General features: G+C 72.1%; 19 protein-coding genes. 16 read left to right on the top strand and 3 right to left on the bottom strand.

What is annotated here, in order from left to right; translation table 11 throughout:
* Positions 1–123: 123 nt before the first annotated feature.
* The 9 genes from ABR737_RS32435 to ABR737_RS32475 all read left to right on the top strand — a co-directional run bounded on the left by ABR737_RS32435 (position 124) and on the right by ABR737_RS32475 (position 13872).
* On the top strand, positions 124–1770 hold the full coding sequence (locus ABR737_RS32435; RefSeq protein ID WP_350254375.1) for a PucR family transcriptional regulator: 1647 nt from the start codon (positions 124–126) through the stop codon (positions 1768–1770).
* A 338-nt stretch (positions 1771–2108) separates the two neighbouring features.
* Positions 2109–3569: an aldehyde dehydrogenase family protein gene (locus ABR737_RS32440; RefSeq protein WP_350254376.1), complete on the top strand. Its 1461-nt coding sequence runs from the start codon at positions 2109–2111 to the stop codon at positions 3567–3569.
* 546 nt (positions 3570–4115) lie between these two features.
* Positions 4116–6035, top strand: coding sequence for an acyl-CoA dehydrogenase family protein (locus ABR737_RS32445; RefSeq protein WP_350254377.1), 1920 nt, complete (start codon positions 4116–4118; stop codon positions 6033–6035).
* A gap of 150 nt (positions 6036–6185) precedes the next feature.
* On the top strand, positions 6186–7460 hold the full coding sequence (gene dxr, locus ABR737_RS32450) for a 1-deoxy-D-xylulose-5-phosphate reductoisomerase (RefSeq protein WP_350254378.1): 1275 nt from the start codon (positions 6186–6188) through the stop codon (positions 7458–7460).
* Positions 7457–8758, top strand: coding sequence for a M50 family metallopeptidase (locus tag ABR737_RS32455; protein ID WP_350254380.1), 1302 nt, complete (start codon positions 7457–7459; stop codon positions 8756–8758). Before dxr ends, ABR737_RS32455 begins: the two co-directional genes overlap by 4 nt.
* Before the next feature lie 173 nt (positions 8759–8931).
* Positions 8932–10089, top strand: a complete 1158-nt coding sequence (ispG, locus tag ABR737_RS32460; RefSeq protein WP_350254381.1) for a flavodoxin-dependent (E)-4-hydroxy-3-methylbut-2-enyl-diphosphate synthase — start codon at positions 8932–8934, stop codon at positions 10087–10089.
* Positions 10090–10438: 349 nt separating this feature from the next.
* Positions 10439–11284: a GNAT family N-acetyltransferase gene (locus ABR737_RS32465; RefSeq protein ID WP_350254382.1), complete on the top strand. Its 846-nt coding sequence runs from the start codon at positions 10439–10441 to the stop codon at positions 11282–11284.
* Between the two features lie 24 nt (positions 11285–11308).
* Positions 11309–11845, top strand: coding sequence for a GNAT family N-acetyltransferase (locus tag ABR737_RS32470; protein WP_350254383.1), 537 nt, complete (start codon positions 11309–11311; stop codon positions 11843–11845).
* A 317-nt stretch (positions 11846–12162) separates the two neighbouring features.
* On the top strand, positions 12163–13872 hold the full coding sequence (locus tag ABR737_RS32475; protein ID WP_350254384.1) for a proline--tRNA ligase: 1710 nt from the start codon (positions 12163–12165) through the stop codon (positions 13870–13872).
* A 126-nt stretch (positions 13873–13998) separates the two neighbouring features.
* Here the strand turns inward: ABR737_RS32475 and ABR737_RS32480 are convergent, their stop codons facing one another.
* From ABR737_RS32480 to ABR737_RS32490, 3 genes are read right to left on the bottom strand one after another with little or no spacing between them, the layout of a single operon-like run.
* Complete coding sequence (locus tag ABR737_RS32480; RefSeq protein ID WP_350254386.1) at positions 13999–14910, bottom strand: aminoglycoside phosphotransferase family protein; 912 nt, start codon at positions 14908–14910, stop codon at positions 13999–14001.
* Between the two features lie 46 nt (positions 14911–14956).
* On the bottom strand, positions 14957–15481 hold the full coding sequence (locus tag ABR737_RS32485; RefSeq protein ID WP_350254388.1) for a ferritin-like domain-containing protein: 525 nt from the start codon (positions 15479–15481) through the stop codon (positions 14957–14959).
* 49 nt (positions 15482–15530) lie between these two features.
* Positions 15531–16091, bottom strand: a complete 561-nt coding sequence (locus ABR737_RS32490) for a hypothetical protein (RefSeq protein ID WP_350254390.1) — start codon at positions 16089–16091, stop codon at positions 15531–15533.
* Positions 16092–16251: 160 nt separating this feature from the next.
* Here ABR737_RS32490 and rimP point away from each other — a divergent pair, with 160 nt between their 5' ends.
* The 7 genes from rimP (at position 16252) to truB (ending at position 23523) form a co-directional block, all read left to right on the top strand.
* Positions 16252–16794 (top strand): ribosome maturation factor RimP, encoded by a 543-nt coding sequence (gene rimP, locus ABR737_RS32495; RefSeq protein ID WP_350254391.1) that lies wholly within the window; start codon positions 16252–16254, stop codon positions 16792–16794.
* Between the two features lie 2 nt (positions 16795–16796).
* Positions 16797–17789 (top strand): transcription termination factor NusA, encoded by a 993-nt coding sequence (nusA, locus tag ABR737_RS32500; protein WP_350254393.1) that lies wholly within the window; start codon positions 16797–16799, stop codon positions 17787–17789.
* A gap of 137 nt (positions 17790–17926) precedes the next feature.
* Positions 17927–18223 carry a YlxR family protein gene (locus ABR737_RS32505; protein ID WP_350254394.1) on the top strand — a complete coding sequence of 99 codons (297 nt, stop codon included), beginning with the start codon at positions 17927–17929 and terminating at the stop codon, positions 18221–18223.
* A 163-nt stretch (positions 18224–18386) separates the two neighbouring features.
* Positions 18387–21554, top strand: coding sequence for a translation initiation factor IF-2 (infB, locus tag ABR737_RS32510; protein ID WP_350254396.1), 3168 nt, complete (start codon positions 18387–18389; stop codon positions 21552–21554).
* A 177-nt stretch (positions 21555–21731) separates the two neighbouring features.
* Positions 21732–22025: a DUF503 domain-containing protein gene (locus ABR737_RS32515; protein ID WP_350254398.1), complete on the top strand. Its 294-nt coding sequence runs from the start codon at positions 21732–21734 to the stop codon at positions 22023–22025.
* 65 nt (positions 22026–22090) lie between these two features.
* Positions 22091–22543 carry a 30S ribosome-binding factor RbfA gene (gene rbfA, locus ABR737_RS32520; protein WP_350254400.1) on the top strand — a complete coding sequence of 151 codons (453 nt, stop codon included), beginning with the start codon at positions 22091–22093 and terminating at the stop codon, positions 22541–22543.
* Positions 22540–23523 carry a tRNA pseudouridine(55) synthase TruB gene (truB, locus tag ABR737_RS32525; RefSeq protein WP_350254401.1) on the top strand — a complete coding sequence of 328 codons (984 nt, stop codon included), beginning with the start codon at positions 22540–22542 and terminating at the stop codon, positions 23521–23523. The genes rbfA and truB overlap by 4 nt, the downstream gene beginning before the upstream one ends.
* Positions 23524–23839 lie beyond the last annotated feature (316 nt).

Consider the following 23839-nt stretch of genomic DNA (forward strand, 5'->3'; position numbering starts at 1 on the left):
TGAGGCAGAATCGGCAGTGGCCGTTCATACGAGGCGGCGTAAAGAATCGGTCTGTGACCGGGTCGGTGGCCGGTTGCCGTCCCCCTGGTCGTCCCACGCAGTCGTCGACGTCATGAAGGTTCCATGCCGCACACCCTCGCTTCCCTGGTCAACCACACCGCGCTCAAGCTGACCGTGCTCGCGGGCGAAGGGCGGCTGGAGGTGCCGGTGCGCTGGGCGCACGCCAGTGAGCTGATCGATCCGGTGCCCTACATGGAGGGCGGGGAGTTGCTGCTGATCACCGCGCTCAAGCTGGACGCGGAGGACGCCGAGGCGACCCGCAGGTATGTGCGGCGGGTCGCGGAGGCCGGGGTCGTCGGGCTGGGATTCGCGGTCGGGGTCAATTACGAGGGCGTTCCGCAGGCGCTGGTCGAGGCAGCCGGGGAGCAGGGGCTGCCGCTGCTCGGGGTGCCCCGCAGGACCCCGTTCATCGCGATCAGCAAGGCGGTCTCGGCCGCCGTCGCCGCCGACCAGTACCGCGCGGTGACCGCGGGGTTCGAGGCGCAGCGGGAGCTGACCCGGGCGGCGCTCAGCGCCGAGGGGCCGGCCGAGCTGCTGGCCCGGCTCGCGGCGCATCTGGACGGCTGGGCCGCGCTCTACGACGCGTCGGGCGCGGTGGTGGCCGCCGCCCCCGACTGGGCGGCCCGCCGCGCGGCCCGGCTCGCCGATGATGTCGGGCGGCTGCGCGAGCGGCCCGCCCCCGCCAGCTCGGTCGTCAGCGACACCGACGGAGACGACCGGGTCGAACTGCAGTCACTGGGCACCGGGCGCCGGGCCCGCGGTGTGCTCGCGGTCGGGACCGGTGCGCCGCTCGGCACGGCCGAGCGCTACGCCGTGCACTCCGCGGTCGCGCTGCTCACCCTGACCACCGAGCGGTCCCGGGCGCTGCAGGACGCCGAGCAGCGGCTCGGTGCCGCGGTGCTCAAGATGCTGCTCGCGGGGGAGCCGGACCATGCGCGGGCGGTGGCGGGCCGGCTCTACGGCGGGTTGCTGGACGCGCCGTTCCGGATGGTGGTCGCGGAAGCGGTGGCCGGCGAGGAGCAGGGATCGGCGGCGGCCGCGGGCGGCGGGGCATCGGGCGTTCTCGACGGGCTTGCCGATGCGATGGACTCCGCGGCCGCGCGGACCGGTGAGGCGGTGCTCGCGGTGCCGGACGGCGGCCGGCTGATCGTGCTGGTGGCGAACGGCGGGGCGGCCGCGGATGCCTGTGCGGCGTACGCCGCCGCGGTCGAGGCCCGTACCGGCGGGCAGCCGCGGTCGGGTGGCCGGGCAGGGAGGGCCGAGGCGGGCCACGCGGCGGGAGTGGCCATCGGGCTGTCGGCGCCGACCGGGCCGATGGCCGCCGCGAACGCCTACCGCCAGGCCGAGCAGGCGCTGTCGGTGGCCCGCAGGCGCGGCCGTGCGCTGGTCGAGCACGAGGATGTGGCGGCCGGTTCCGTGCTGCCGCTGCTCGCCGACGACGCCGTCCGTGCCTTCGCGGACGGGCTGCTGCGGGCGCTGCGGGAGCACGACGCCCGGGGACGCGGTGACCTGGTGGCCTCGCTGCGCGCCTGGCTCGCCCGGCACGGCCAGTGGGACGCGGCCGCCGCCGACCTGGGCGTACACCGCCACACCCTGCGCTACCGGATGCGGCGGGTGGAGGAGATCCTGGGCCGCTCGCTGGACGACGCGGATGTCCGGATGGAGCTGTGGCTGGCGCTCAAAGCGACGTCGGGCGCCCCGGGGGAGTAGCCAGGCCAGGGGAAGGAGCCGGGCCGGCGGGGAGTGAGGGGCCGGCCTGCCCCGGGCGGCGCCCCCGTACGCCCCTCCGCCGCGCTCCGTACGCTCCCTCCGTCTCCTCCACGGCGGCCCCTACGCTCCCTCCGCCCCCCCACCGCGGGTCCGCGTGCCCCCTCCACCCCATCCCACACGCTCCCCTCCACCACGGAGAGACGGCCCCGCCGATTACTACGCTTCGGACAAGCGCCACGGCGCCGCCGCACCCCTACCGTGGATCCCGAGTCAAAACCGCAGAGCCGCTCCCTGAGCCATGCGCATCACCCACCACTTCTGAAGGGCCGGGTTCCACTGTGCCGATCCCCACTGCTGCAGCCCCCACCGCCTTTTGGCTCGCCGGCCGCGAGGCCACCGGCGAGGCCACCTTCGACGTCACCTCTCCCTGGGACGGACGCCTCGTCGGCACGGTGAGCGTCCCCACCGAGGCCCAGGTCGAGGAGGCCATCGCCGCCTCCGTCGCGGTCCAGGACGAGCTCGCCGCCACCCCGGCGCACGTCCGGGCCGCCGCGCTGGACCATGTGCACCGCCGGCTGGTGGAGCGTACGGAGGAGATCGCCCGGCTGATCTCCGCGGAGAACGGCAAGCCCATGAAGTGGGCGCGCGGCGAGGTCGGCCGGGCCGTCTCCGTGTTCCGGTTCGCCGCCGAGGAGGCCCGCCGCTTCAACGGCGGCGAGGCGCAGCGCCTGGACACCGACGCGGGCGGCGCCGGCCGGCTCGCCCTGACCCGCCGCTTCCCGCGCGGCACGGTCCTGGGCATCGCCCCGTTCAACTTCCCGCTGAACCTCTGCGCCCACAAGATCGCCCCGGCCATCGCGGCCGGTGCCCCGATCCTCCTCAAGCCGGCGCCGGCCACCCCGCTCTCCGGCCTGATCCTCGGCGAGCTGCTGGCCGAGACCGAGCTGCCGGCCGGTTCCTGGTCGATCCTCCCGGTGCCCAACGACCGGATGCCGGCGCTGGTCCAGGATGAGCGGCTGCCGGTCGTCTCCTTCACCGGCTCCGAGAAGGTCGGCTACGCCATCCTCGACTCGGTGCCGCGCAAGCACTGCACCCTGGAGCTCGGCGGCAACGGCGCCGCCGTCGTCCTGCCGGACTACTCCTCCGAGGCGGACCTGGACTGGGCGGCGCAGCGCATCGCCACCTTCTCCAACTACCAGGGCGGCCAGTCCTGCATCTCCGTACAGCGGGTGATCGCCGACGCCTCCGTCTACGACCGTCTGGTGCCCAAGATCGTGGCCGCCGTCGAGGCGCAGGTCACCGGCGACCCGTCGGACGATGCGACCGAGGTCGGCCCGCTGGTCGACGAGAACGCCGCCAAGCGCGTCGAGAACTGGGTCGACGAGGCCGTGGAGCGCGGCGCGAAGCTGCTCGCGGGCGGCAAGCGCGACGGCGCCTCCTACGCGCCGACCGTGCTGGCGGACGTGCCCGCCGATGCCACCCTCGCCTGCGAGGAGGTCTTCGGCCCGGTGCTCACCCTCAAGAAGGCCGACGGGGAGGCGGAGGCCTTCGCGGCCGTCAACGACTCCAAGTTCGGCCTCCAGGCGGGCGTGTTCACGCATGACGTCCAGGCCGCCTTCCGCGCCCACCGCGCGCTGGAGGTCGGCGGCGTGATCGTCGGCGATGTGCCGTCCTACCGTGCCGACCAGATGCCGTACGGCGGCGTCAAGCAGTCCGGTGTGGGCCGCGAGGGCGTGCGGTTCGCGATGGACGACTACACCTACGAGCGCGTGCTGGTCCTCACCGGCCTCGCGTTGTAACCTCCGCCCCCGATCCGACCTGATCCAACCCGGCCCGATCCGATCGGACCGATCCGACCCGGTCCGGAAAGGTGGACAGCGGCGGCCTTCCCTTGGGCCGTCACACCACCGGACCCGGCCGACGTCCCCGGCGCCGGCCCTTGACGCGGCGCGCTCCGGCACCCTGTTTCCGGAGCGCGCCGCGTCCCCCGTTTCCGGCACCACCTCTCCCGTCATGCCGGATCTTGACGGTAAGCGGCACAGACCCCTCTCTTCCTCCTGTCTGAGAGGGAGCCGCGGCGGTCCCCCGGGGGAGGTGCCGGGGCCCTGTGTACAACCAGCGCGGTATGCCGTACCCCCCGAACGGCGGAGGGCGGCGAGCGGTCCCGGACCGGCGCCAGGGGGGTATGTCCCACTTGGTATGGAGTGGCCTTCCGCGCGGCCCTCTCCCGCCGCCTCCCGTGGTGCAACCCGCCCGGATCGGGTAACTCTCACAAGTAGCGCTGTCCAGCGGCCGACCGGCCCGCCGGCGCTGAACTCCCGATCCCGCGGCGAGGTGAGCTCCTGATGACCGCTCCATCCATCCGCAACGTTTCCGAGCGCGAAGCGCGCCAGGTCGCCGAGGCGGCCCGCGAGCAGGACTGGCGCAAGCCCAGCTTCGCCAAGGAACTGTTCCTGGGGCGTTTCCGGCTCGACCTCATCCATCCGCACCCCACCCCCGCGGTGGACGACGTACGCCGTGGCGAGAAGTTCCTCGCCACGCTGCGCGACTTCTGCGAGAGCGAGATCGACGGCGCCCGGATCGAGCGGGAGGGAAAGATCCCGGACGAGACCGTGCACGGGCTCAAGGAGCTCGGCGCGTTCGGCATGAAGATCGACGCGAAGTACGGCGGCCTCGGACTCACCCAGGTCTACTACAACCGCGCCCTGGCCCTGGTCGGCACCGCCAGCCCCGCCATCGGCGCGCTGCTCTCCGCGCACCAGTCGATCGGCGTACCGCAGCCGCTGAAGCTGTTCGGCACCAAGGAGCAGAAGGAGACCTTCCTGCCGCGCTGTGCCCGTACGGACATCTCGGCGTTCTTGCTGACCGAGCCCGACGTCGGCTCGGACCCGGCCCGGCTGGCGACGCTGGCGGTCCCGGACGGCACGGACTACCTCCTCGACGGGGTCAAGCTGTGGACCACCAACGGGGTGGTCGCCGACCTGCTGGTGGTGATGGCGCGGGTGCCCGCCTCCGAGGGGAACAAGGGAGGCATCACGGCCTTCGTCGTCGAGGCCGACTCACCCGGCATCACGGTCGAGAACCGCAACGCCTTCATGGGCCTGCGCGGCCTGGAGAACGGCGTGACCCGCTTCCACCAGGTACGCGTCCCCGCCGCCAACCGCATCGGCCCCGAGGGCGCCGGCCTGAAGATCGCCCTCACCACCCTCAACACCGGCCGGCTCTCGCTGCCCGCGATGTGCGTCGGCTCCGGCAAGTGGTGCCTGAAGATCGCCCGCGAGTGGTCCGCGGCCCGTGAGCAGTGGGGCAGGCCGGTCGCCAAGCACGAGGCCGTCGGCGCCAAGATCTCCTTCATCGCCGCCACCACCTTCGCCCTCGAAGCGGTCGTCGACCTCTCCTCCCAGATGGCCGACGAGAACCGCAACGACATCCGCATCGAAGCCGCCCTCGCCAAGCTGTACGGCTCCGAGATGGGCTGGCTGATGGCCGACGAACTGGTCCAGATCCGCGGCGGCCGCGGCTACGAGACCGCCGACTCGCTCGCCGCCCGCGGCGAACGCGCCGTCCCCGCCGAGCAGATGCTCCGCGATATGCGCATCAACCGGATCTTCGAGGGCTCCACGGAGATCATGCATCTGCTGATCGCCCGCGAGGCGGTGGACGCCCACCTGTCGGTCGCCGGGGACCTCATCGACCCCGACAAGACGCTCGCCGACAAGGGCCGGGCGGCGGCCAAGGCCGGCGGGTTCTACGCCCGCTGGCTGCCCAAGCTCGTCGCAGGGCCCGGCCAGCTCCCGCGCACCTACCAGGAGTTCGGACAGCTGGCCGGTCATCTGCGCTACGTCGAGCGGACCTCCCGCAAGCTCGCCCGTTCCACCTTCTACGCGATGTCCCGCTGGCAGGGCCGGATGGAGACCAAACAGGGCTTCCTCGGCCGGATCGTGGACATCGGCGCCGAACTCTTCGCGATGAGCGCCGCCTGCGTACGGGCCGAGTACCTGACCGAGACCGCTGACCACGGCCGCGAGGCACAGCAGCTGGCCGATGTGTTCTGCCGGCAGGCGCGGATCCGCGTCGAGGAGCTGTTCGGCCGGCTGTGGACCAACACCGACGAGCTCGACCGCAAGGTCGTCGACGGGGTCCTCGACGGCAGCTACACCTGGCTGGAGGAGGGCATGATCGACCCCAGCGGCGACGGCCCCTGGATCGCCGATGCCACCCCGGGCCCGAGCCGGACGGACAACGTCCGGCGGCCCGTTCGCTGAGCGGCCCGCGGCTTCCCGCACCCCGGGGCCGGTCCGGAAGCCCGGACCGGCCCCGGGGCATGCGGCCCGCAGCGGTGGGCGGGCACGCATGATCGGCATGACCCGCCCTGGGTGTCCGCGGCCCCCCGGCGACCGGCCACAATGGACCACATGACGGACTCCCTCGCCCACCCGCATCTGCGCTTCGAGCCGGCCGCCGCCGACCCCGACGGCCCGAGCGGCCCCCGTTCCCTGGTCATCCTCGGCTCGACCGGGTCGATCGGCACGCAGGCGATCGACATCGTGCTGCGCAACCCCGAGCGGTTCCGGGTGACCGCGCTCTCCGCGGCCGGCGGCCGGGTCGAGCTGCTCGCCGACCAGGCGCACCAGCTGCGGGTGAGCGCCGTGGCCGTGGCGCGCGAGGACGCGGTGCCCGCGCTGCGCACCGCGCTGGCCGACCGCTACGGCGCGGGCGAACCGCTGCCCGAGATCCTGGCCGGGCCTGATGCGGCCACCGATCTGGCCGCCTCCCCCTGCCACACCGTCCTCAACGGCATCACCGGCTCCATCGGACTCGCCCCGACCCTGGCCGCGCTGAAGGCGGGCCGGGTGCTGGCCCTCGCCAACAAGGAGTCGCTGATCGTCGGCGGCCCGCTGGTCAAGGCCGTCGCCGCGCCCGGCCAGATCATCCCCGTCGACTCCGAGCACTCCGCGCTCTTCCAGGCGCTGGCCGGCGGCGAGCGCGCCGAGGTCCGCAAGCTCGTGGTCACCGCCTCCGGAGGCCCGTTCCGCGGCCGTACGAAGCAGGAGCTGGCAGCGGTCACGCCCGAGCAGGCGCTGGCCCACCCCACCTGGTCGATGGGCCCGGTCGTCACCATCAACTCCGCGACCCTGGTCAACAAGGGCCTGGAGGTCATCGAGGCGCACCTGCTCTTCGACGTCCCGTTCGACCGCATCGAGGTCGCCGTCCACCCGCAGTCCTACATCCACTCGATGGTGGAGTTCACCGACGGCTCCACCCTCGCCCAGGCCAGCCCGCCGGACATGCGGATGCCGATCGCGCTGGGCATCGGCTGGCCCGAGCGGGTCCCGGACGCCGCACCGGGCGTGGACTGGACGAAGGCGCAGACCTGGGAGTTCTTCCCGCTGGACGAGGAGGCCTTCCCCTCCGTCCCGCTGGCCCGCCACGTCGGTGATCTGGGCGGCACCGCCCCCGCCGTCTTCAACGCCGCGAACGAGGAATGTGTGGACGCGTTCCTCCAGGGCGGGCTGCCCTTCACAGGGATTGTGGATACGGTCGCCGCAGTGGTCTCCGAGCACGGGACGCCGGCCGGGGGAACTTCCCTGACGGTCGCGGACGTCCTGGAGGCGGAGACCTGGGCGCGCGCCCGCGCCCGCGAACTGGCCGCCCGTGCGGCACGGACACCTTCGGAGGCTCGCGCATGACGACCTGGATGACCATCCTCGGCATAGTCGTCTTCGTCGTCGGTCTGCTGTTCTCCATTGCCTGGCACGAGCTCGGCCACCTCTCCACGGCCAAGCTGTTCGGTATCCGCGTGCCGCAGTACATGGTGGGCTTCGGGCCGACGATCTTCTCGCGTAAGAAGGGCGACACCGAGTACGGCATCAAGGCCGTTCCGCTCGGCGGCTACATCCGCATGATCGGGATGTTCCCGCCCGGCGACGACGGAAAGCTGCAGGCCCGCTCCACCTCGCCGTTCCGCGGCATGATCGAGGACGCCCGCTCGGCGGCCTTCGAGGAGCTGCAGCCCGGCGACGAGAAGCGGCTCTTCTACACCCGTAAGCCCTGGAAGCGCGTCATCGTGATGTTCGCCGGGCCGTTCATGAACCTGATCCTGGCGGTCGTGATCTTCATGAGCGTGCTGATGGGCTTCGGCATCAACACCCAGACGACCTCGGTCGGCTCCGTCTCGGACTGTGTCATCTCGGCCGCCGCCAAGACCGACAAGTGCCCGCACGGCGCCAAGGACTCCCCGGCCAAGGCCGCGGGCCTGCGGGCCGGCGACAAGATCGTGTCGTTCAACGGCCACGCCGTCCCGGACTGGGGCGCCCTGCAGCAGCAGATCCGCGACACCACCGGGCCCGCCGCCCTCGTCGTCGAGCGGCACGGTGCCCGTACGACCCTGCACGCCGACCTGATCGAGAACAAGGTCGCCAAGACCGACGGCCACGGCGGCTATGTCCCCGGACAGTTCGTCACCGCCGGATTCCTCGGCTTCACCCCGGCCAGCGGCGTCGTCCAGCAGTCCTTCGGCCAGTCCGTCGACCGCATGGGCAACATGGTCGAGCAGGGCGTCTCCTCGCTGATAAACCTGCCCGCGAAGGTCCCGGACCTGTGGAACGCGGCCTTCAACGGCGGCGAGCGCAAGCAGGACTCCCCGATGGGCGTGGTCGGCGCGGCCCGGGTCGGCGGCGAGGTCTTCTCCCTGCACATCCCGCCGGAGCAGCGGGTGGCGACCATGCTCTTCCTGGTCGCCGGCTTCAACCTCTCGCTCTTCCTGTTCAACATGCTGCCGCTGCTGCCGCTGGACGGCGGGCACATCGCCGGCGCCCTGTGGGAGTCCGTCCGGCGGGCCTTCGCCAAGATCGTCCGGCGCCCCGACCCCGGCCCCTTCGACGTGGCCAAGCTGATGCCGGTCGCCTACGTCGTCGCCGGGATCTTCATCTGCTTCACGCTGCTGGTGCTCGTCGCCGACGTGGTGAACCCGGTGAAGCTGACCTAGAAAGTACGTTTGGCGGCGGCCGGACACCTCCGTGGCGTTTGGAGGTGTCCGGCCGTCTCCTTTCGTGGCGCCACAGGGGCGCGATGTGCTCATCGCAACTCCGGTGCCGTAATCTCGAAGACCGGAGCCCGCCGCTGCGGGGCCTAGATCCACACCTTGGGGTTGCTCGCCAGATGACTGCCATTTCACTGGGAATGCCGGACGTACCGACCAAACTTGCCGACCGCCGCGTCAGCCGCAAGATCCAGGTCGGCCCGGTCGCCGTGGGCGGAGACGCACCGGTCTCGGTGCAGTCGATGACGACCACGCGGACGTCCGACATCGGTGCCACACTGCAGCAGATCGCCGAGCTGACGGCCTCCGGCTGCCAGATCGTCCGGGTCGCCTGCCCGACGCAGGACGACGCCGACGCGCTGCCGGTGATCGCCCGGAAGTCGCAGATTCCGGTCATCGCGGACATCCATTTCCAGCCGAAGTACGTCTTCGCCGCGATCGACGCCGGCTGCGCCGCGGTCCGCGTCAACCCCGGCAACATCAAGCAGTTCGACGACAAGGTCAAGGAGATCGCCAAGGCGGCCTCCGACGCCGGCACCCCGATCCGGATCGGCGTCAATGCCGGCTCCCTGGACCGCCGCCTGCTGCAGAAGTACGGCAAGGCCACCCCCGAGGCGCTGGTCGAGTCCGCGCTGTGGGAGGCGTCCCTCTTCGAGGAGCACGGCTTCCGCGACATCAAGATCTCGGTCAAGCACAACGACCCGGTCGTGATGGTCAACGCCTACCGCCAGCTCGCCGCCCAGTCGGACTACCCGCTCCACCTCGGTGTCACGGAGGCCGGCCCCGCCTTCCAGGGCACCATCAAGTCCGCCGTCGCCTTCGGCGCACTGCTCAGCGAGGGCATCGGCGACACCATCCGCGTCTCGCTCTCCGCGCCGCCCGCCGAAGAGGTCAAGGTCGGCATCTCCATCCTGGAGTCGCTGAACCTGCGCCAGCGCCGGCTGGAGATCGTCTCCTGCCCCTCCTGCGGCCGCGCCCAGGTCGACGTCTACAAGCTCGCCGACGAGGTCACCGCGGGCCTGGACGGCATGGAGGTGCCGCTGCGCGTCGCCGTCATGGGCTGTGTCGTCAACGGCCCCGGTGAGGCCCGCGAGGCCGACCTCGGCGTCGCCTCCGGCAACGGCAAGGGCCAGATCTTCGTCAAGGGCGAGGTCATCAAGACCGTCCCCGAATCGAAGATCGTCGAGACCCTCATCGAAGAGGCCATGAAGATCGCCGAGCAGATGGAGAAGGACGGCATCGCCTCCGGCGAGCCGACCGTGGCCATCGCCGGCTGACCCGGCGCCGCCCGCAGCTCCCTAGGGCGTGTCAAAGTCCTGCCTGGCTCGCGATGCCTGGCACGCACGCTCGCTGCGTTGTCGGGATCGTCCACGTAGACCCACTACGAGGACGACCCTCCGCCTTGCGAGCGCACGCACCAGACGCCGCGAGCCCCGCCCTCCGGGCGAACGACGGGACTTTGCGGACACGCCCTAGCCCCGCCGCCCGCACCGGGCCGCGGGGCTCGCGGCTGCCCGGGACACATCCGTCCCCGGCGCCCGGGTGCTCCCGCGCAGGTGGAGGTAAAGTGCCAGGACCTGCTTCCGCCTGACCTCCCAGGCCCGTAACGGTGAGGCTTTCCGACACGTGCTGACGACCACCACCATCAAGGTCCTCGAGCCCGGGGACCTCGACGATGCGCTCGCGGTCCTGGACCGCGACCCGGTCGCCAACGCCTTCGTCGCCGCCCGCGTCCAGGTCGCCGGCCTCGACCCCTGGCGGCTGGGCGGCGAGATGTGGGGCTGGTACGTCGGCGGCCGCCTGGAGTCGCTGTGTTACGCCGGCGCCAACCTCGTGCCGGTCTGCGCCACCCCCGAAGCCGTCCGCGGCTTCGCCGAACGCGCCCGCCGCCAGGGCCGCCGCTGCTCCTCCATCGTCGGCCCCGCCGAGTCCACCGCCGAGCTGTGGTCGCTCCTGGAGCCCTCCTGGGGACCGGCCCGCGAGATCCGCGCCCACCAGCCGCTGATGGTCACCACTGCACCGGCCGCCGAGATCGCCCCCGACCCCTACGTCCGGCGGATCCGCAAGAACGAGATGGACCTGATCATGCCCGCGTGCGTGGCCATGTTCACCGAAGAGGTCGGCATCTCCCCGATGGCCGGCGACGGCGGGCTCCTCTACCAGGCCCGGGTCGCCGAACTCGTCGGCTCAGGACGCTCCTTCGCCCGTATCGACAACGGCAAGGTCATCTTCAAGGCCGAGATCGGCGCCGCCACCCAGCGGGCCTGCCAGATCCAGGGCGTGTGGGTCGACCCCGCCTACCGCGGCAAGGGCCTGTCCGAGACCGGTATGGCCGCCGTGCTGCGCTACGCCCTCAACGACGTCGCCCCCGTCGTCAGCCTCTACGTCAACGACTTCAACACCGCCGCCCGCGCCTCCTACCGGCGGGTGGGCTTCGAGGAAGTCGGCGCGTTCATGAGCGTACTTTTCTGACCCGCCGCCTTGTACGCTCCGAGCATGGATGACGTCGCGGTCGGCCCGCTTGATCTCGCTGCCCGCGTGGACGACGCGCTGGCCGTCCAGGCCGTCGCGTTCGGCCTGAGCGCCGAGGAGACCGCCGTCCGCCGGCACATCGTGCTCCGTCACCTCACCAGCCCCGGCGCCCGCGCCCTCGGCGCCACCACCCCCGCAGGCCGGCTGGTCGGCTTCGTCTACGGCATGCCCAACGACCGCGCCCACTGGTGGTCCACCGTTGTCGAGCCCTACCTCCGAGGCGAGGGCCTGGACCACTGGCTCGACGACTCCTTCACCATCACTGAGCTGCACGTCCACCCCGACTACCAGCACCGCGGCATCGGCCGGACACTGATCACCCGCATCACCGACGGCGCCGCCCAGCCACGCTCCATCCTCTCCGCCATCGACACCGAAAGCCCCGCCCGCCGCCTCTACCGCTCCCTCGGCTACCAGGACATCGCCCGCCGCGTCCTGTTCCCGAGCGCCCCCACCCCGTACGCGGTCATGGGCGCCCCCCTCCCCCTGAAACGCCCCTGAACGGACCCCAGAGAACAACAAGGGCCCGCCCCCACCCCCGTTCACTTTCTCCACTCACGGGAGGGGACGGGCCGGAGGGGCCTGGTGTGTGGACGTAAAGCGAAGCAGTCCACACACCAGGCCCCGGAGGTCCGTCACCGCACCCACAGCCCCGCGCAGCGGCCCCGGCCCGCCGCAGGCGAAACAAGAGCAACCCCCACGGCGGGACAGCCGGAAACGCGGGAAGCCGGCCAAGCGCAGCGGATACGCATTTCCGCGGAACAGACCCCTACGGCTAACCTCCAGGGAGTCACCTTTCTTACGCAGGAGAAACTTCCATGGCCCACGCCGCACAGGTCCAGCGCATGTCCCGCTTGATGATCAAGACACTGCGCGACGACCCGGCCGACGCCGAGACCGCCAGCCACAAGCTGCTCGTCCGCGCCGGGTACGTCCGCCGCTCCTCCGCCGGCATCTGGACGTGGCTGCCGCTGGGCAAGAAGGTCCTGGAGAACGTCTCCCGCATCGTGCGCGAGGAGATGGACGCCATCGGCGGCCAGGAGGTCCTGCTGCCGGCCCTGCTGCCCAAGGAGCCCTACGAGGCCAGCGGCCGCTGGGAGGAGTACGGCGACCTGCTCTTCCGCCTCAAGGACCGCAAGGGCGCCGACTACCTCCTCGGCCCCACCCACGAAGAGATCTTCACCCTCACGGTCAAGGACCAGTGCACGTCCTACAAGGACCTGCCGGTGATCCTCTACCAGATCCAGACCAAGTACCGCGACGAGGCCCGCCCCCGCTCCGGTGTGCTGCGCGGCCGCGAGTTCCAGATGAAGGACTCGTACAGCTTCGACACCACCGACGAGGGCCTGGAGCAGTCCTACGCCCTGCACCGCGAGGCCTACACCAAGATCTTCCAGCGGCTCGGCCTGGACTACCGCATCGTCTCCGCCGTCTCCGGCGCGATGGGCGGCTCCGCCTCCGAGGAGTTCCTGGCTCCCGCCGCCGCCGGTGAGGACACCTTCGTCGACTGCCCGGCCTGCGACTACGCCGCCAACACCGAGGCAGTCACGGTCAAGGTCGAGGCCGCCGACGGCTCGGCGCACGGCCCCGTCGAGGAGCTGGACACCCCCGACACCCCGACCATCGAAACCCTCGCCGAGCACCTTGGCGTACCGGCCTCGGCGACCCTGAAGAACCTCCTGGTCAAGGTCGACGGCGAGATCGTCGCGGTCGGTGTCCCCGGCCACCGCGAGGTCGACCTCGGCAAGCTCGGCGAGCACCTGGCACCGGCCACCGTCGAGCTGGTCACCGCCGAGGACTTCACCGACCGCCCCGAGCTGGTCCGCGGCTACGTCGGCCCGCAGGGCCTGGCCGGCAAGGCGTTCCGCTACATCGCCGACCCGCGTATCGCCCCCGGCACCGCCTGGGTCACCGGCGCCAACAAGGAGGGCAAGCACGCCAGGAACGTCGTCGCCGGCCGGGACTTCGAGGTCGACGACTACCTCGACGTGGTCGTCGTCGAGCCCGGTGACCCCTGCCCGAAGTGCGGCACCGGCCTGAAGATCGACCGCGCCATCGAGATCGGCCACATCTTCCAGCTCGGCCGCAAGTACGCGGACGCCTTCGGGCTCGATGTGCTCGGCCAGAACGGCAAGCCCGCCCGGGTGACCATGGGCTCGTACGGCATCGGCGTCTCCCGCGCGGTGGCCGCCCTCGCCGAGCAGACCCACGACGAGAAGGGTCTGTGCTGGCCCCGCGAGGTCGCCCCGGCCGATGTGCTCGTCGTCGCGGCCGGCAAGGCCAAGCAGACCGAGCTCGCCCTGGAGGCCGGCGAACAGCTCGGCGCCGCGGGCCTGCGGGTCCTCGTCGACGACCGGGCCGGCGTCTCGCCCGGCGTGAAGTTCACCGACGCCGAACTGCTCGGCGTGCCGACCATCGTCGTCGCGGGCCGCCGCGCCGCCGAGGGCGTCGTCGAGGTCAAGGACCGCCGCACCGGCGAGCGCGAGGAGCTGACGGTCGAGGAGGCCGTCGCCCGCCTCGGCGCGTAATCACCGCACGAACGAACGGGCCGGCCGCCGGGCACACCCCCCGGCGGCCGGCCCGTTCGTCCGTCCCGCCGGGGGAGACACCCCCTACAGCCAGGCCGCTGTGGCCGGACCGCTACAACCAGGCCCCTACAGCCAGGCCGCGAACTCCAGCAGCAGCTCGCCGCGCTGCCGGTCGCCCACCGCCGCCTCCCGTACACCGATGTCCACCGCCCGGTACAGCGTCCAGTCGCGCAGCCGGTCCCGGTCCACCTCCAGGGAGTCGGCCAGCTTGGCCACCCTGCGGCGGGCCGCGGCAGCCGCGCCGGACCCCGCCGCCAGATCCTCGAACCGGTCCAGCACCAGGGACGCCAGGTCGTACGCTCGCTCGCCCACCACCGGCGACGGGCCGACCGCCAGCCAGGGTGCCCGCTCACCGGCCAGCACCTTGCCCTGCCGGAACGCGCCGTGCAGCACAAAGTGCTCGTCGGACCCCTCCGGAAGGGCGCGCCGCAGCTCCAGCGCCTGGTCCACCAGCGGCGCGGCCGACTCGGTCAGCGCCCCGGCCGTCCGCAGCGCCTCCGCGGCCTCCTCGGTACGCCCGGCCAGCGTCTCGAAGGGATGCTCCGGGGCCGCCGGCACCCACAGCCGCCGCACCGTACCCGCCGCCTCCAGGAGCGCCTTGGCCTCCGGCAGCGACCGCAGCGACACACCGCCCTGCAGCCGCTCCAGCAACAGCGCACCGCTGGCGGCATCGGACCGCAGCAGCCGCACCGCGCCCCAGCCGTCCCAGACCTCCAGCGCCGCCCCCTCGTGCCCCGACACCCGCCCGGGCACCGGGAACTTCAGCGCGGCGGGCGACTGGTCCTTCTGCCGTACGAGGGCGACCAGACTGCTGCGGCCACCGGGGGCCTGCACCCGCTCCAGCGTCAGATCCCAGGCCTCCAGCCGCTGCTGAACCAGCGTCGGCAGCGCATCGAGCCACTGCCGTACGGGACTTTCCGGATCGCCGCTCAGCGAACTCACCAACCGCTGCGGCGGTTCGATGGGTGCCGTTGCCATGCTTGAGCTGTCCCCTTCCTGGGCCGTGACCGCCGCGGGCGGTCGTTCAGAGCGCGCCCGCGGAAGCGCTCGCGGCGCCGGCGCCGGAGCCGGTGGCGGCCGCGGCCCGCTCCACGAGCCCAGGGAAGGCTACGCCGCTGCCGCGCCAGCGCACCGCCCGCACCGCTGCCTCGCGCAGCGCGGCCGCCGCCTCGGTGCGCCGGGCCGCGGCGCCGGCCCGTACGAGATCCGCGTAGACGGCCGCCAGCCGGTCCTCCAGCTCCGCCGCCAGCCGGAGGGCGGCGGCCGCGTCCGGGACCGGGAAGGGCAGTTCGTAGGCGGCGGCCGCGGCACGCGGGGTACCGCCCAGGTCGCGCACCTCGCGGCGCAGCGCGTCCCGGCGCGCACGATGCCCGTCGTACGCGGCCTGCGCCTCCTTCCGCCGGTCGCCGGCGACCCGCCCGCCGACCACGCCGTAGCCGTAGACCGCCGCATGCTCGGCGGCCAGCGCCGCCTGCACCGCGGTCAGCTCGTCGTGCCCGCCGTCCGCGTCCTCCCGCCCGTTCCTGCCGTGCACCGCTGTGGCCCTCATCCGCTCGCCCCTTCGCCGGTCGCTGCTCCTGTCCGTGCTGCCCTGCCCGTCATCCGGCCGGCTCCGTCAGCAGATACGCATGCGCCGCACCGGCCGCCGCGACCGAGGCGAGCAGCCGGGCCAACTCCGGGGGCGCGGCGGTCAGGGCCTTGGTACGGACGTCCGCGAGCTTGCGTTCGGCGTCGGCCAGGGCGGTCCGTGCGGCCCGTTCGTCCCGGGGGACCTGGGGGTCGGACGGCCGCCGGGAGCCGTGCGGCGCGGGACCGGAGGCCGGCGCACCGGCATCGCGCGCCGGGCCGCCGCCGTCCCCGCCGCCGGCCCCGCTGCCGGGGGAGGGGGCGGCCCGCTCGCCGGTGAACGCCTCGGCGTGCCGGGCGACTTCCGAGCGCAGCGGGCGCAGCCGCGACTCCAGCGCCGGATGCGCGGCCAGCGTGGCGTCGTAACGCGCCAGCAGGGTCGTGCTGTCGCGGGCGGAGCGTCCGCGCAGCCGGTCGGCGGCACGGGAGTGTTCGGCCCGGCCGGGGCCGTCGTCCGCCGAGCAGCCGGTGAGCAGCGCCACGCCCCCGAGGGCGGCGCCGGCCAGCAGGGTCCTTCTGCGTGTGAGCGCCACTTTCGGCACGTTGCACTTCCCGGGGTCTTTCGTCGTGATCACCGCAGGCGAGAGTATCCGTGACCACCCACCGAATCGTCAGTACCCCGCCGGAACCGATAGGCTTTGACCCGACACGCGACCCACCCACAACAGCACACGCGGCCGAGGAGTCACCCGGATGAGCACGACCCAGAGCGAGAGGCTGCGCGGATTGCTTGAACCGCTCGTCGCCGCGCGAGACCTGGATCTGGAAGAGATCGAGGTGACACCGGCAGGCAAGCGGCGGGTGCTGAGGATCGTGGTCGATTCCGACGAGGGCGTCCAGTTGGACGAGTGTGCCGAGCTGAGCCGTGAGGCCTCCCAGGTCCTGGACGACTCCGATGTGATGGGCGGCGCCCCGTACACCCTTGAGGTGACCTCTCCCGGCGCCGACCGCCCGCTGACCGAGCTGCGGCACTACCGCCGCGCCGTCGGCCGCCTCATCAAGGCCCAACTCCACGAGGGCGGCGAGCTGGTGGCACGGATCACCGCCGTCGACGACTCGGGGCTGGACCTCGAGGTGCCGGGTGTCAAGGGCCGCAAGCCGACCACCCGCCGGGTCTCCTTCGACGAGATCGCCAAGGCGCGGGTCGAGCTGGAGTTCAACCGCAAGGCCGACAAGGCCGACAAGCGTGACGCGCAGCAGGACGAGAAGATCGACGAGAACAAGGAGGAGGCGTAGCCGTGGATATCGACATGAGTGCCCTGCGGGGACTGGTGCGGGAGAAGGAGATCTCGTTCGACCTGCTGGTCGAGGCGATCGAGTCGGCCCTCCTCATTGCCTACCACCGCACCGAGGGCAGCCGCCGGCGGGCGCGGGTGGAGCTGGACCGCAACACCGGCCATGTGACGGTGTGGGCGAAGGAGGATCCGGAGGACCTGGAGGAGGGCGCCGAGCCCCGCGAATTCGACGACACCCCCTCCGGTTTCGGGCGGATCGCCGCGACCACCGCCAAGCAGGTCATCCTGCAGCGGCTGCGGGACGCCGAGGAGGAGATCACCTTCGGCGAGTTCGCCGGGCGTGAGGGCGATGTCATCACCGGCGTCGTCCAGCAGGGCAAGGACCCCAAGAACGTCCTGGTGGACATCGGCCCGATGGAGGCCATGCTGCCGGTGCAGGAGCAGGTCCCCGGCGAGGACTATGCGCACGGCACCCGGCTGCGCTCGTACGTCGTCCGGGTGGCCAAGGGCGTCCGCGGCCCGTCCGTGACGCTGTCGCGCACCCACCCCAATCTGGTGAAGAAGCTCTTCGCGATGGAGGTCCCGGAGATCGCGGACGGCTCGGTGGAGATCTCCGCCATCGCCCGCGAGGCCGGCCACCGCACCAAGATCGCCGTACGGTCCGCCCGCTCCGGCCTGAACGCCAAGGGCGCCTGCATCGGCCCGATGGGCGGCCGGGTGCGCGCCGTGATGGCCGAGCTGCACGGTGAGAAGATCGACATCGTGGACTGGTCGGACGACCCGGCCGAGCTGGTGGCGAACGCGCTGTCGCCGGCCCGGGTCAGCAAGGTCGAGGTCGTGGACCTGGCGGCCCGTTCCGCCCGGGTGACCGTCCCCGATTACCAGCTGTCGCTGGCCATCGGCAAGGAAGGGCAGAATGCCCGGCTCGCCGCCCGTCTCACGGGCTGGCGGATCGACATCCGTCCGGACACCGAGCAGCCCGCACCGCAGGACTGAGACCGTTCCACTACGGACGGTGGCGCCGCGGCCCGGCGAAAATCGGTGGTGCCGCGGCGCTCCGACCGGAATTCTGAGCAGCCGTTCCGCCTTTACCCCATAGGGGTCGGGCCGGCGCGGGGAGGTAGACTTAAGCAGTGTCTGGTCGGACGCATGCCCGCGCATGCCCTGAGCGAACCTGTCTGGGATGCCGGGAGCGAGCGGCCAAGGGTGATTTGCTGCGCATCGTGGTGATCGAGGGTGAGTGTGTCCCCGATCCTCGCGGTACGCTGCCCGGCCGGGGTGCTTACGTGCACCCGACACTGGTCTGCCTCGACCTGGCGGTTCGCCGCCGGGCGTTCAACCGGGCCTACCGGGCCCGGGGACCGTTCGACGCGACGGCGCTGCGCCGGTTCATCGAGCGGACGCCCGTCGAGCAGCCGCCGTTGCAATAACGCACAGCAGCACGAAACGCACAGCGCACGGAAAACCGTGCGGTCAGGTACCTCGCGAGTCGGAAGTAGGTCGAGATTGCGATGAGCACTCGATGAGTACGCGATGAGTACGCCCATGAAGTAGCGACGGTCCGGTGGACAACCCGGACCTAGAAGGAGCGAAGTGGCTAAGGTCCGGGTATACGAACTCGCCAAGGAGTTCGGCGTTGAGAGCAAGGTCGTCATGGCCAAGCTCCAAGAACTTGGTGAATTCGTCCGTTCGGCGTCCTCGACGATCGAGGCGCCGGTTGTTCGCAAGCTGACCGACGCTTTCCAGGCAGGCAGTGGCAATGGCCGCGCCGCCGGTAAGCCCGCGGCGCCGCGCAAGTCGGCCCCCGCGAAGCCGTCCGCGCCGTCTCCGGCGCAGGCCGGTGGCACCTCCCCTGCCCCCAAGGCAGCGGGAGAGCGTCCTGCTGCCCCGAAGCCGGGCGCCCCCAAGCCGGGCCCCGCGGCTCCGGCTCCGGCTCCGGCCCCCGCGGCCGCCGCCGAGGCGCCGCAGGCCCCCGCAGCACCCAAGAGCACTCCCGCCGCCGGCCCCACCCCGGGCCCGCGGCCCACGCCGGCCCCGAAGGCGCCGGCACCCAAGCCCGCTCCGGCCGCCCCCGCGCAGCCCGAGTTCCAGGCTCCGCCGTCCGCGCCGGCCGCTCCCGCCGCCGGCCAGTCGGCTCCCCGTCCCGGTGCCCCCGGCCCGCGTCCGGCCCGTCCGGCGCCCGGCCAGGGTGGTCAGGGCGGTCAGGGTGGACAGGGCCGCGGTAACGCTCCGCGTCCCGGTGGCGAGCGTCCGGCCGCGCGTCCCGGCGGCCGTCCCTCCGGCCCCCGTCCGGGCAACAACCCCTTCACGTCCGGTGGCTCCACGGGCATGGCCCGTCCGCAGGCCCCCCGCCCCGGTGGCGCCCCGCGTCCCGGCGGCCAGGGCGGTCCCGGCGGCCCGCGTCCGCAGGGCGGCGGCCAGGGCGGCCCCCGTCCCCAGGGCGGCGGCCAGGGCGGCGCGCGTCCCACCCCCGGTGGTATGCCCCGTCCGCAGGGTGCCGCTCCCGGTGGCGCTCCGCGTCCCGGCGGTGGCGGCGGTAACCGTCCGAACCCGGGCATGATGCCGCAGCGTCCCGCTGCCGGCCCGCGTCCGGGCCCCGGTGGTGGCGGCGGTCGCGGTCCCGGCGGTGCCGGTCGTCCCGGCGGCGGTGGCGGCGGCGGTCGTCCCGGTGGCGGCGGCTTCGCCGGTCGTCCCGGCGGCGGTGGCGGCGGCGGTCGTCCCGGTGGCGGTGGCGGCGGTTTCGCCGGTCGTCCCGGCGGTCCCGGTGGTGGCGGCGGCTTCGGCGGTCGTCCCGGCTTCGCCGGTCGTCCCGGCGGCCCCGGTGGCCGTGGTGGCACACAGGGTGCGTTCGGCCGTCCCGGCGGTCCGGCGCGTCGTGGCCGCAAGTCGAAGCGGCAGAGGCGTCAGGAGTACGAGGCCATGCAGGCCCCGTCGGTGGGCGGCATCATGCTGCCCCGTGGCAACGGTGCGACGGTTCGCCTGTCGCGCGGTGCCTCGCTGACGGACTTCGCCGAGAAGATCAACGCCAACCCGGCGTCGCTCGTCCAGGTCATGCTGAACCTGGGTGAGATGGTCACCGCGACCCAGTCGGTCACCGACGAGACGCTGCACCTGCTCGCCGACGAGATGAACTACGTCGTCGAGATCGTCAGCCCGGAGGAGGAGGACCGCGAGCTTCTCGAGTCCTTCGACATCGACTTCGGTGAGAACGAGGGCGGCGAGGAAATGCTCGTCGCGCGTCCGCCGGTGGTGACCGTCATGGGTCACGTCGACCACGGTAAGACGCGACTGCTGGACGCGATCCGCAAGACGAACGTCATCGCAGGCGAGGCCGGCGGCATCACCCAGCACATCGGTGCCTACCAGGTCGCGACCGAGGTCAACGACGAAGAGCGTCGGATCACCTTCATCGACACCCCGGGTCACGAGGCGTTCACCGCCATGCGTGCCCGTGGTGCCAAGTCGACCGACATCGCGATCCTCGTGGTGGCGGCCAACGACGGTGTCATGCCGCAGACGATCGAGGCGCTGAACCACGCCAAGGCGGCCGAGGTGCCGATCGTGGTCGCGGTCAACAAGATCGACGTCGAGGGCGCCGACCCGACCAAGGTGCGCGGCCAGCTCACCGAGTTCGGTCTGGTGGCCGAGGAGTACGGCGGCGACACCATGTTCGTCGACATCTCCGCCCGTGAGGGTCTGAACATCGAGCAGCTGCTCGAGGCCGTGGTTCTGACCGCGGACGCCTCGCTCGACCTGCGCGCCAACGCGGAGCAGGACGCGCAGGGCATCGCGATCGAGGCCCACCTCGACCGTGGCCGCGGCGCCGTGGCGACCGTCCTGGTCCAGCGCGGCACGCTCCGCGTCGGCGAGACGATGGTGGTCGGCGACGCGTACGGCCGGGTCCGGGCCATGCTCGACGACAAGGGCAACCACGTCGAGGAGGCCGGTCCTTCGACCCCGGTCCTGGTCCTGGGTCTGACCAACGTCCCGGGCGCCGGCGACAACTTCCTGGTGGTCGACGAGGACCGTACGGCCCGTCAGATCGCCGAGAAGCGCGCGGCGCGCGAGCGCAACGCGGCCTTCGCCAAGCGCACCCGCCGGGTGTCCCTCGAGGACCTGGACAAGGTGCTCAAGGCCGGCGAGGTCCAGCAGCTCAACCTCATCATCAAGGGTGACGCTTCTGGTTCCGTCGAGGCCCTGGAGTCCTCGCTGCTCCAGCTCGACGTCGGCGAAGAGGTCGACATCCGCGTGCTGCACCGCGGCGTCGGTGCGGTCACGGAGTCCGACATCAACCTGGCGTCCGGCTCCGACGCGATCGTCATCGGCTTCAACGTGCGCGCCGAAGGCCGTGCCACGCAGATGGCCGACCGCGAGGGCGTCGACGTCCGGTACTACTCGGTCATCTACCAGGCGATCGAGGAGATCGAGGCGGCCCTCAAGGGCATGCTGAAGCCGGAGTACGAGGAGGTCGAGCTCGGTACCGCGGAGATCCGCGAGATCTTCCGCTCGTCCAAGCTCGGCAACATCGCGGGTGTGCTCATCCGCTCCGGCGAGGTCAAGCGCAACACCAAGGCGCGCCTGGTCCGCGACGGCAAGGTCGTGGCCGAGGACCTCAACATCCAGGGTCTGCGCCGCTTCAAGGACGACGTCACCGAGATCCGCGAAGGCTTCGAGGGCGGTATCAACCTCGGAAACTTCAACGACATCAAGATCGACGACGTCATCGCGACGTACGAGATGCGCGAGAAGCCGCGCGGCTGATCGTGCAGCGGCCCGCGCGTGGCCCGGTCCACCTGAGGTGGTGGCCGGGCGACGGGCGGGCGGCCGGCCGGGGCCGGTCGGCGGAAGGTATTTCCGTCGATCGGCCCCGGCCGTTCCGTGTACGGTTCGAAAGGAAACGGACACCTAAGGCCCCACGGGCGGCTCAGCCCGTCTTGCATGTACGTAGGGACGCTGTCCTTCGACCTGCTTCTCGGCGACGTACGGTCGCTGAAGGAGAAGCGCTCCGTCGTCCGCCCGATCGTCGCCGAGCTGCACCGCAAATTCGCGGTGAGCGTCGCGGAGGTCGGGGACCAGGATCTGCACCGCAGGGCCACCATCGGCCTGGCGGTGGTATCCGGGGACACGGGACATCTCACCGATGTCATGGACCGCTGCGAGCGCCTGGTCGCCGCACGGCCCGAAGTGGAGCTGCTGTCGGTACACCGGCGGCTGCACGGCGACGATGACTGACCCGGGGACCGGGCAGGCCGCCGCCGGTGGAAGCACAATTGTGGAAGAAAGAAGGAGACGGACCAGTGGCCGACAATGCGCGGGCGAAGAAGCTGGCGGACCTCATCCGGGAGGTGGTCGCCCAGAAGCTGCAGCGCGGTATCAAGGACCCGCGGCTCGGTTCGCACGTGACCATCACGGACACCCGGGTCACCGGCGACCTGCGGGAGGCTACGGTCTTCTACACGGTCTACGGCGATGACGAGGAACGGGCCAGCGCCGCCGCCGGGCTGGAGAGCGCCAAGGGCATCCTGCGCTCCGCGGTCGGGGCGGCGGCGGGGACGAAGTTCACGCCGACCCTGGCCTTCGTGCCGGACGCCCTGCCGGAGAACGCGAAGACGATCGACAACCTGCTCGACAAGGCACGGGCCTCGGACGCCAAGGTGCGCGAGGTCTCCTCGGGCGCCCAGTACGCCGGCGAGGCCGACCCGTACCGCAAGCCGGGCGAGGACGACGACGAGGGCACCGCGGCAGAATGAAGCGTGAGAGCAACAAGCCCATCCAAAGGGGCGAGCGCGATGCGCTCTCCGGCAAGGGTGGTGGTGGGCGACGGGCGGGCCTGGTCATCGTCGACAAGCCGGCCGGCTTCACTTCGCATGACGTGGTGGCGAAGATGCGCGGGATGGCGCGCACCCGCCGGGTCGGGCACGCCGGCACGCTCGACCCGATGGCGACGGGCGTGCTCGTCCTGGGCATCGAGCGGGCCACCAAGCTGCTCGGCCATCTCGCGCTGACGGAGAAGGAGTACGTCGGCACGATCCGGCTCGGGCAGACGACGATCACCGATGACGCCGAGGGCGAGATCACCGCGTCGAAGGCGGCGCACGGGTTCGCCCGTGAGGACATCGACGCGGTGGTCGGCCGGCTGTCCGGCGCGATCATGCAGGTCCCGTCGAAGGTCAGCGCCATCAAGATCAACGGCAAGCGGTCGTACTCGCGGGTCCGCGACGGCGAGGACGTGGAGATCCCGGCCCGGCCGGTCACCGTCTCCTCGTTCCTGGTGCACTCCGCGCACGAGACCGAGGCCGAGGACGGCACCCCGGTGACCGATCTGCTGGTCTCCGTCGAGTGTTCGTCCGGTACCTACATCCGCGCCCTCGCCCGCGACCTGGGGGACAGGCTGGGGGTCGGCGGCCATCTGACGGCGCTGCGCCGCACCCGCGTCGGCCCGTACAAGCTGGACCGGGCGCGCACCCTCGACCAGCTCCAGGCCGCCGTGGACGACACCGAGGGGGAGGGCCTGCCGGTCATGCCGCTCGGGGACGCGGCCGCCGCGGCCTTCACCCGCTGGGATGTGGCCGAGCCGCAGGTCCGGCTGCTGCTGAACGGCGCACGGATCCCGATGCCGCGGTTCGAGGGCAACGGCCCGATCGCGGCGTTCGGGCCGGACGGCCGGTTCCTCGCGCTGGTCGAGAACCAGGGCGGGAAGGCGAAGAGCCTGGCGGTGTTCGCGGTCTAGTGCGGCGGTTGCCGTACGCGGGGCCGGCGATCAGGCACCCGTAGAGCAGCACCTGTAGGGCCGGGCCCGGAGGCGCGCAGACGCGCTCCGGGCCCGGCCCTTTGCGTGTCCGTATGCGGTCTGCGCTCCCCTCCGCCTGCTCCCCCGTCGCCTTCCCCCTCTCGCCTGCTGTCGCGGCTCACCTGTTGTCTCTCCGGTTCCGCGCAGGTTCCGGCTATTCACTCATTCGGTGAGGCGCTTGAAGTGAATCAAGGCGTGGACGGGGGCGCGTTGCCAAGCGGGCCTGTCGAGACGATCACCGCCTGCCTACCGTGCG

Origin of the sequence: Streptomyces sp. Edi2, from assembly GCF_040253635.1 — a bacterium.
In the GTDB taxonomy this organism is placed as follows: Bacteria; Actinomycetota; Actinomycetes; order Streptomycetales; family Streptomycetaceae; genus Streptomyces.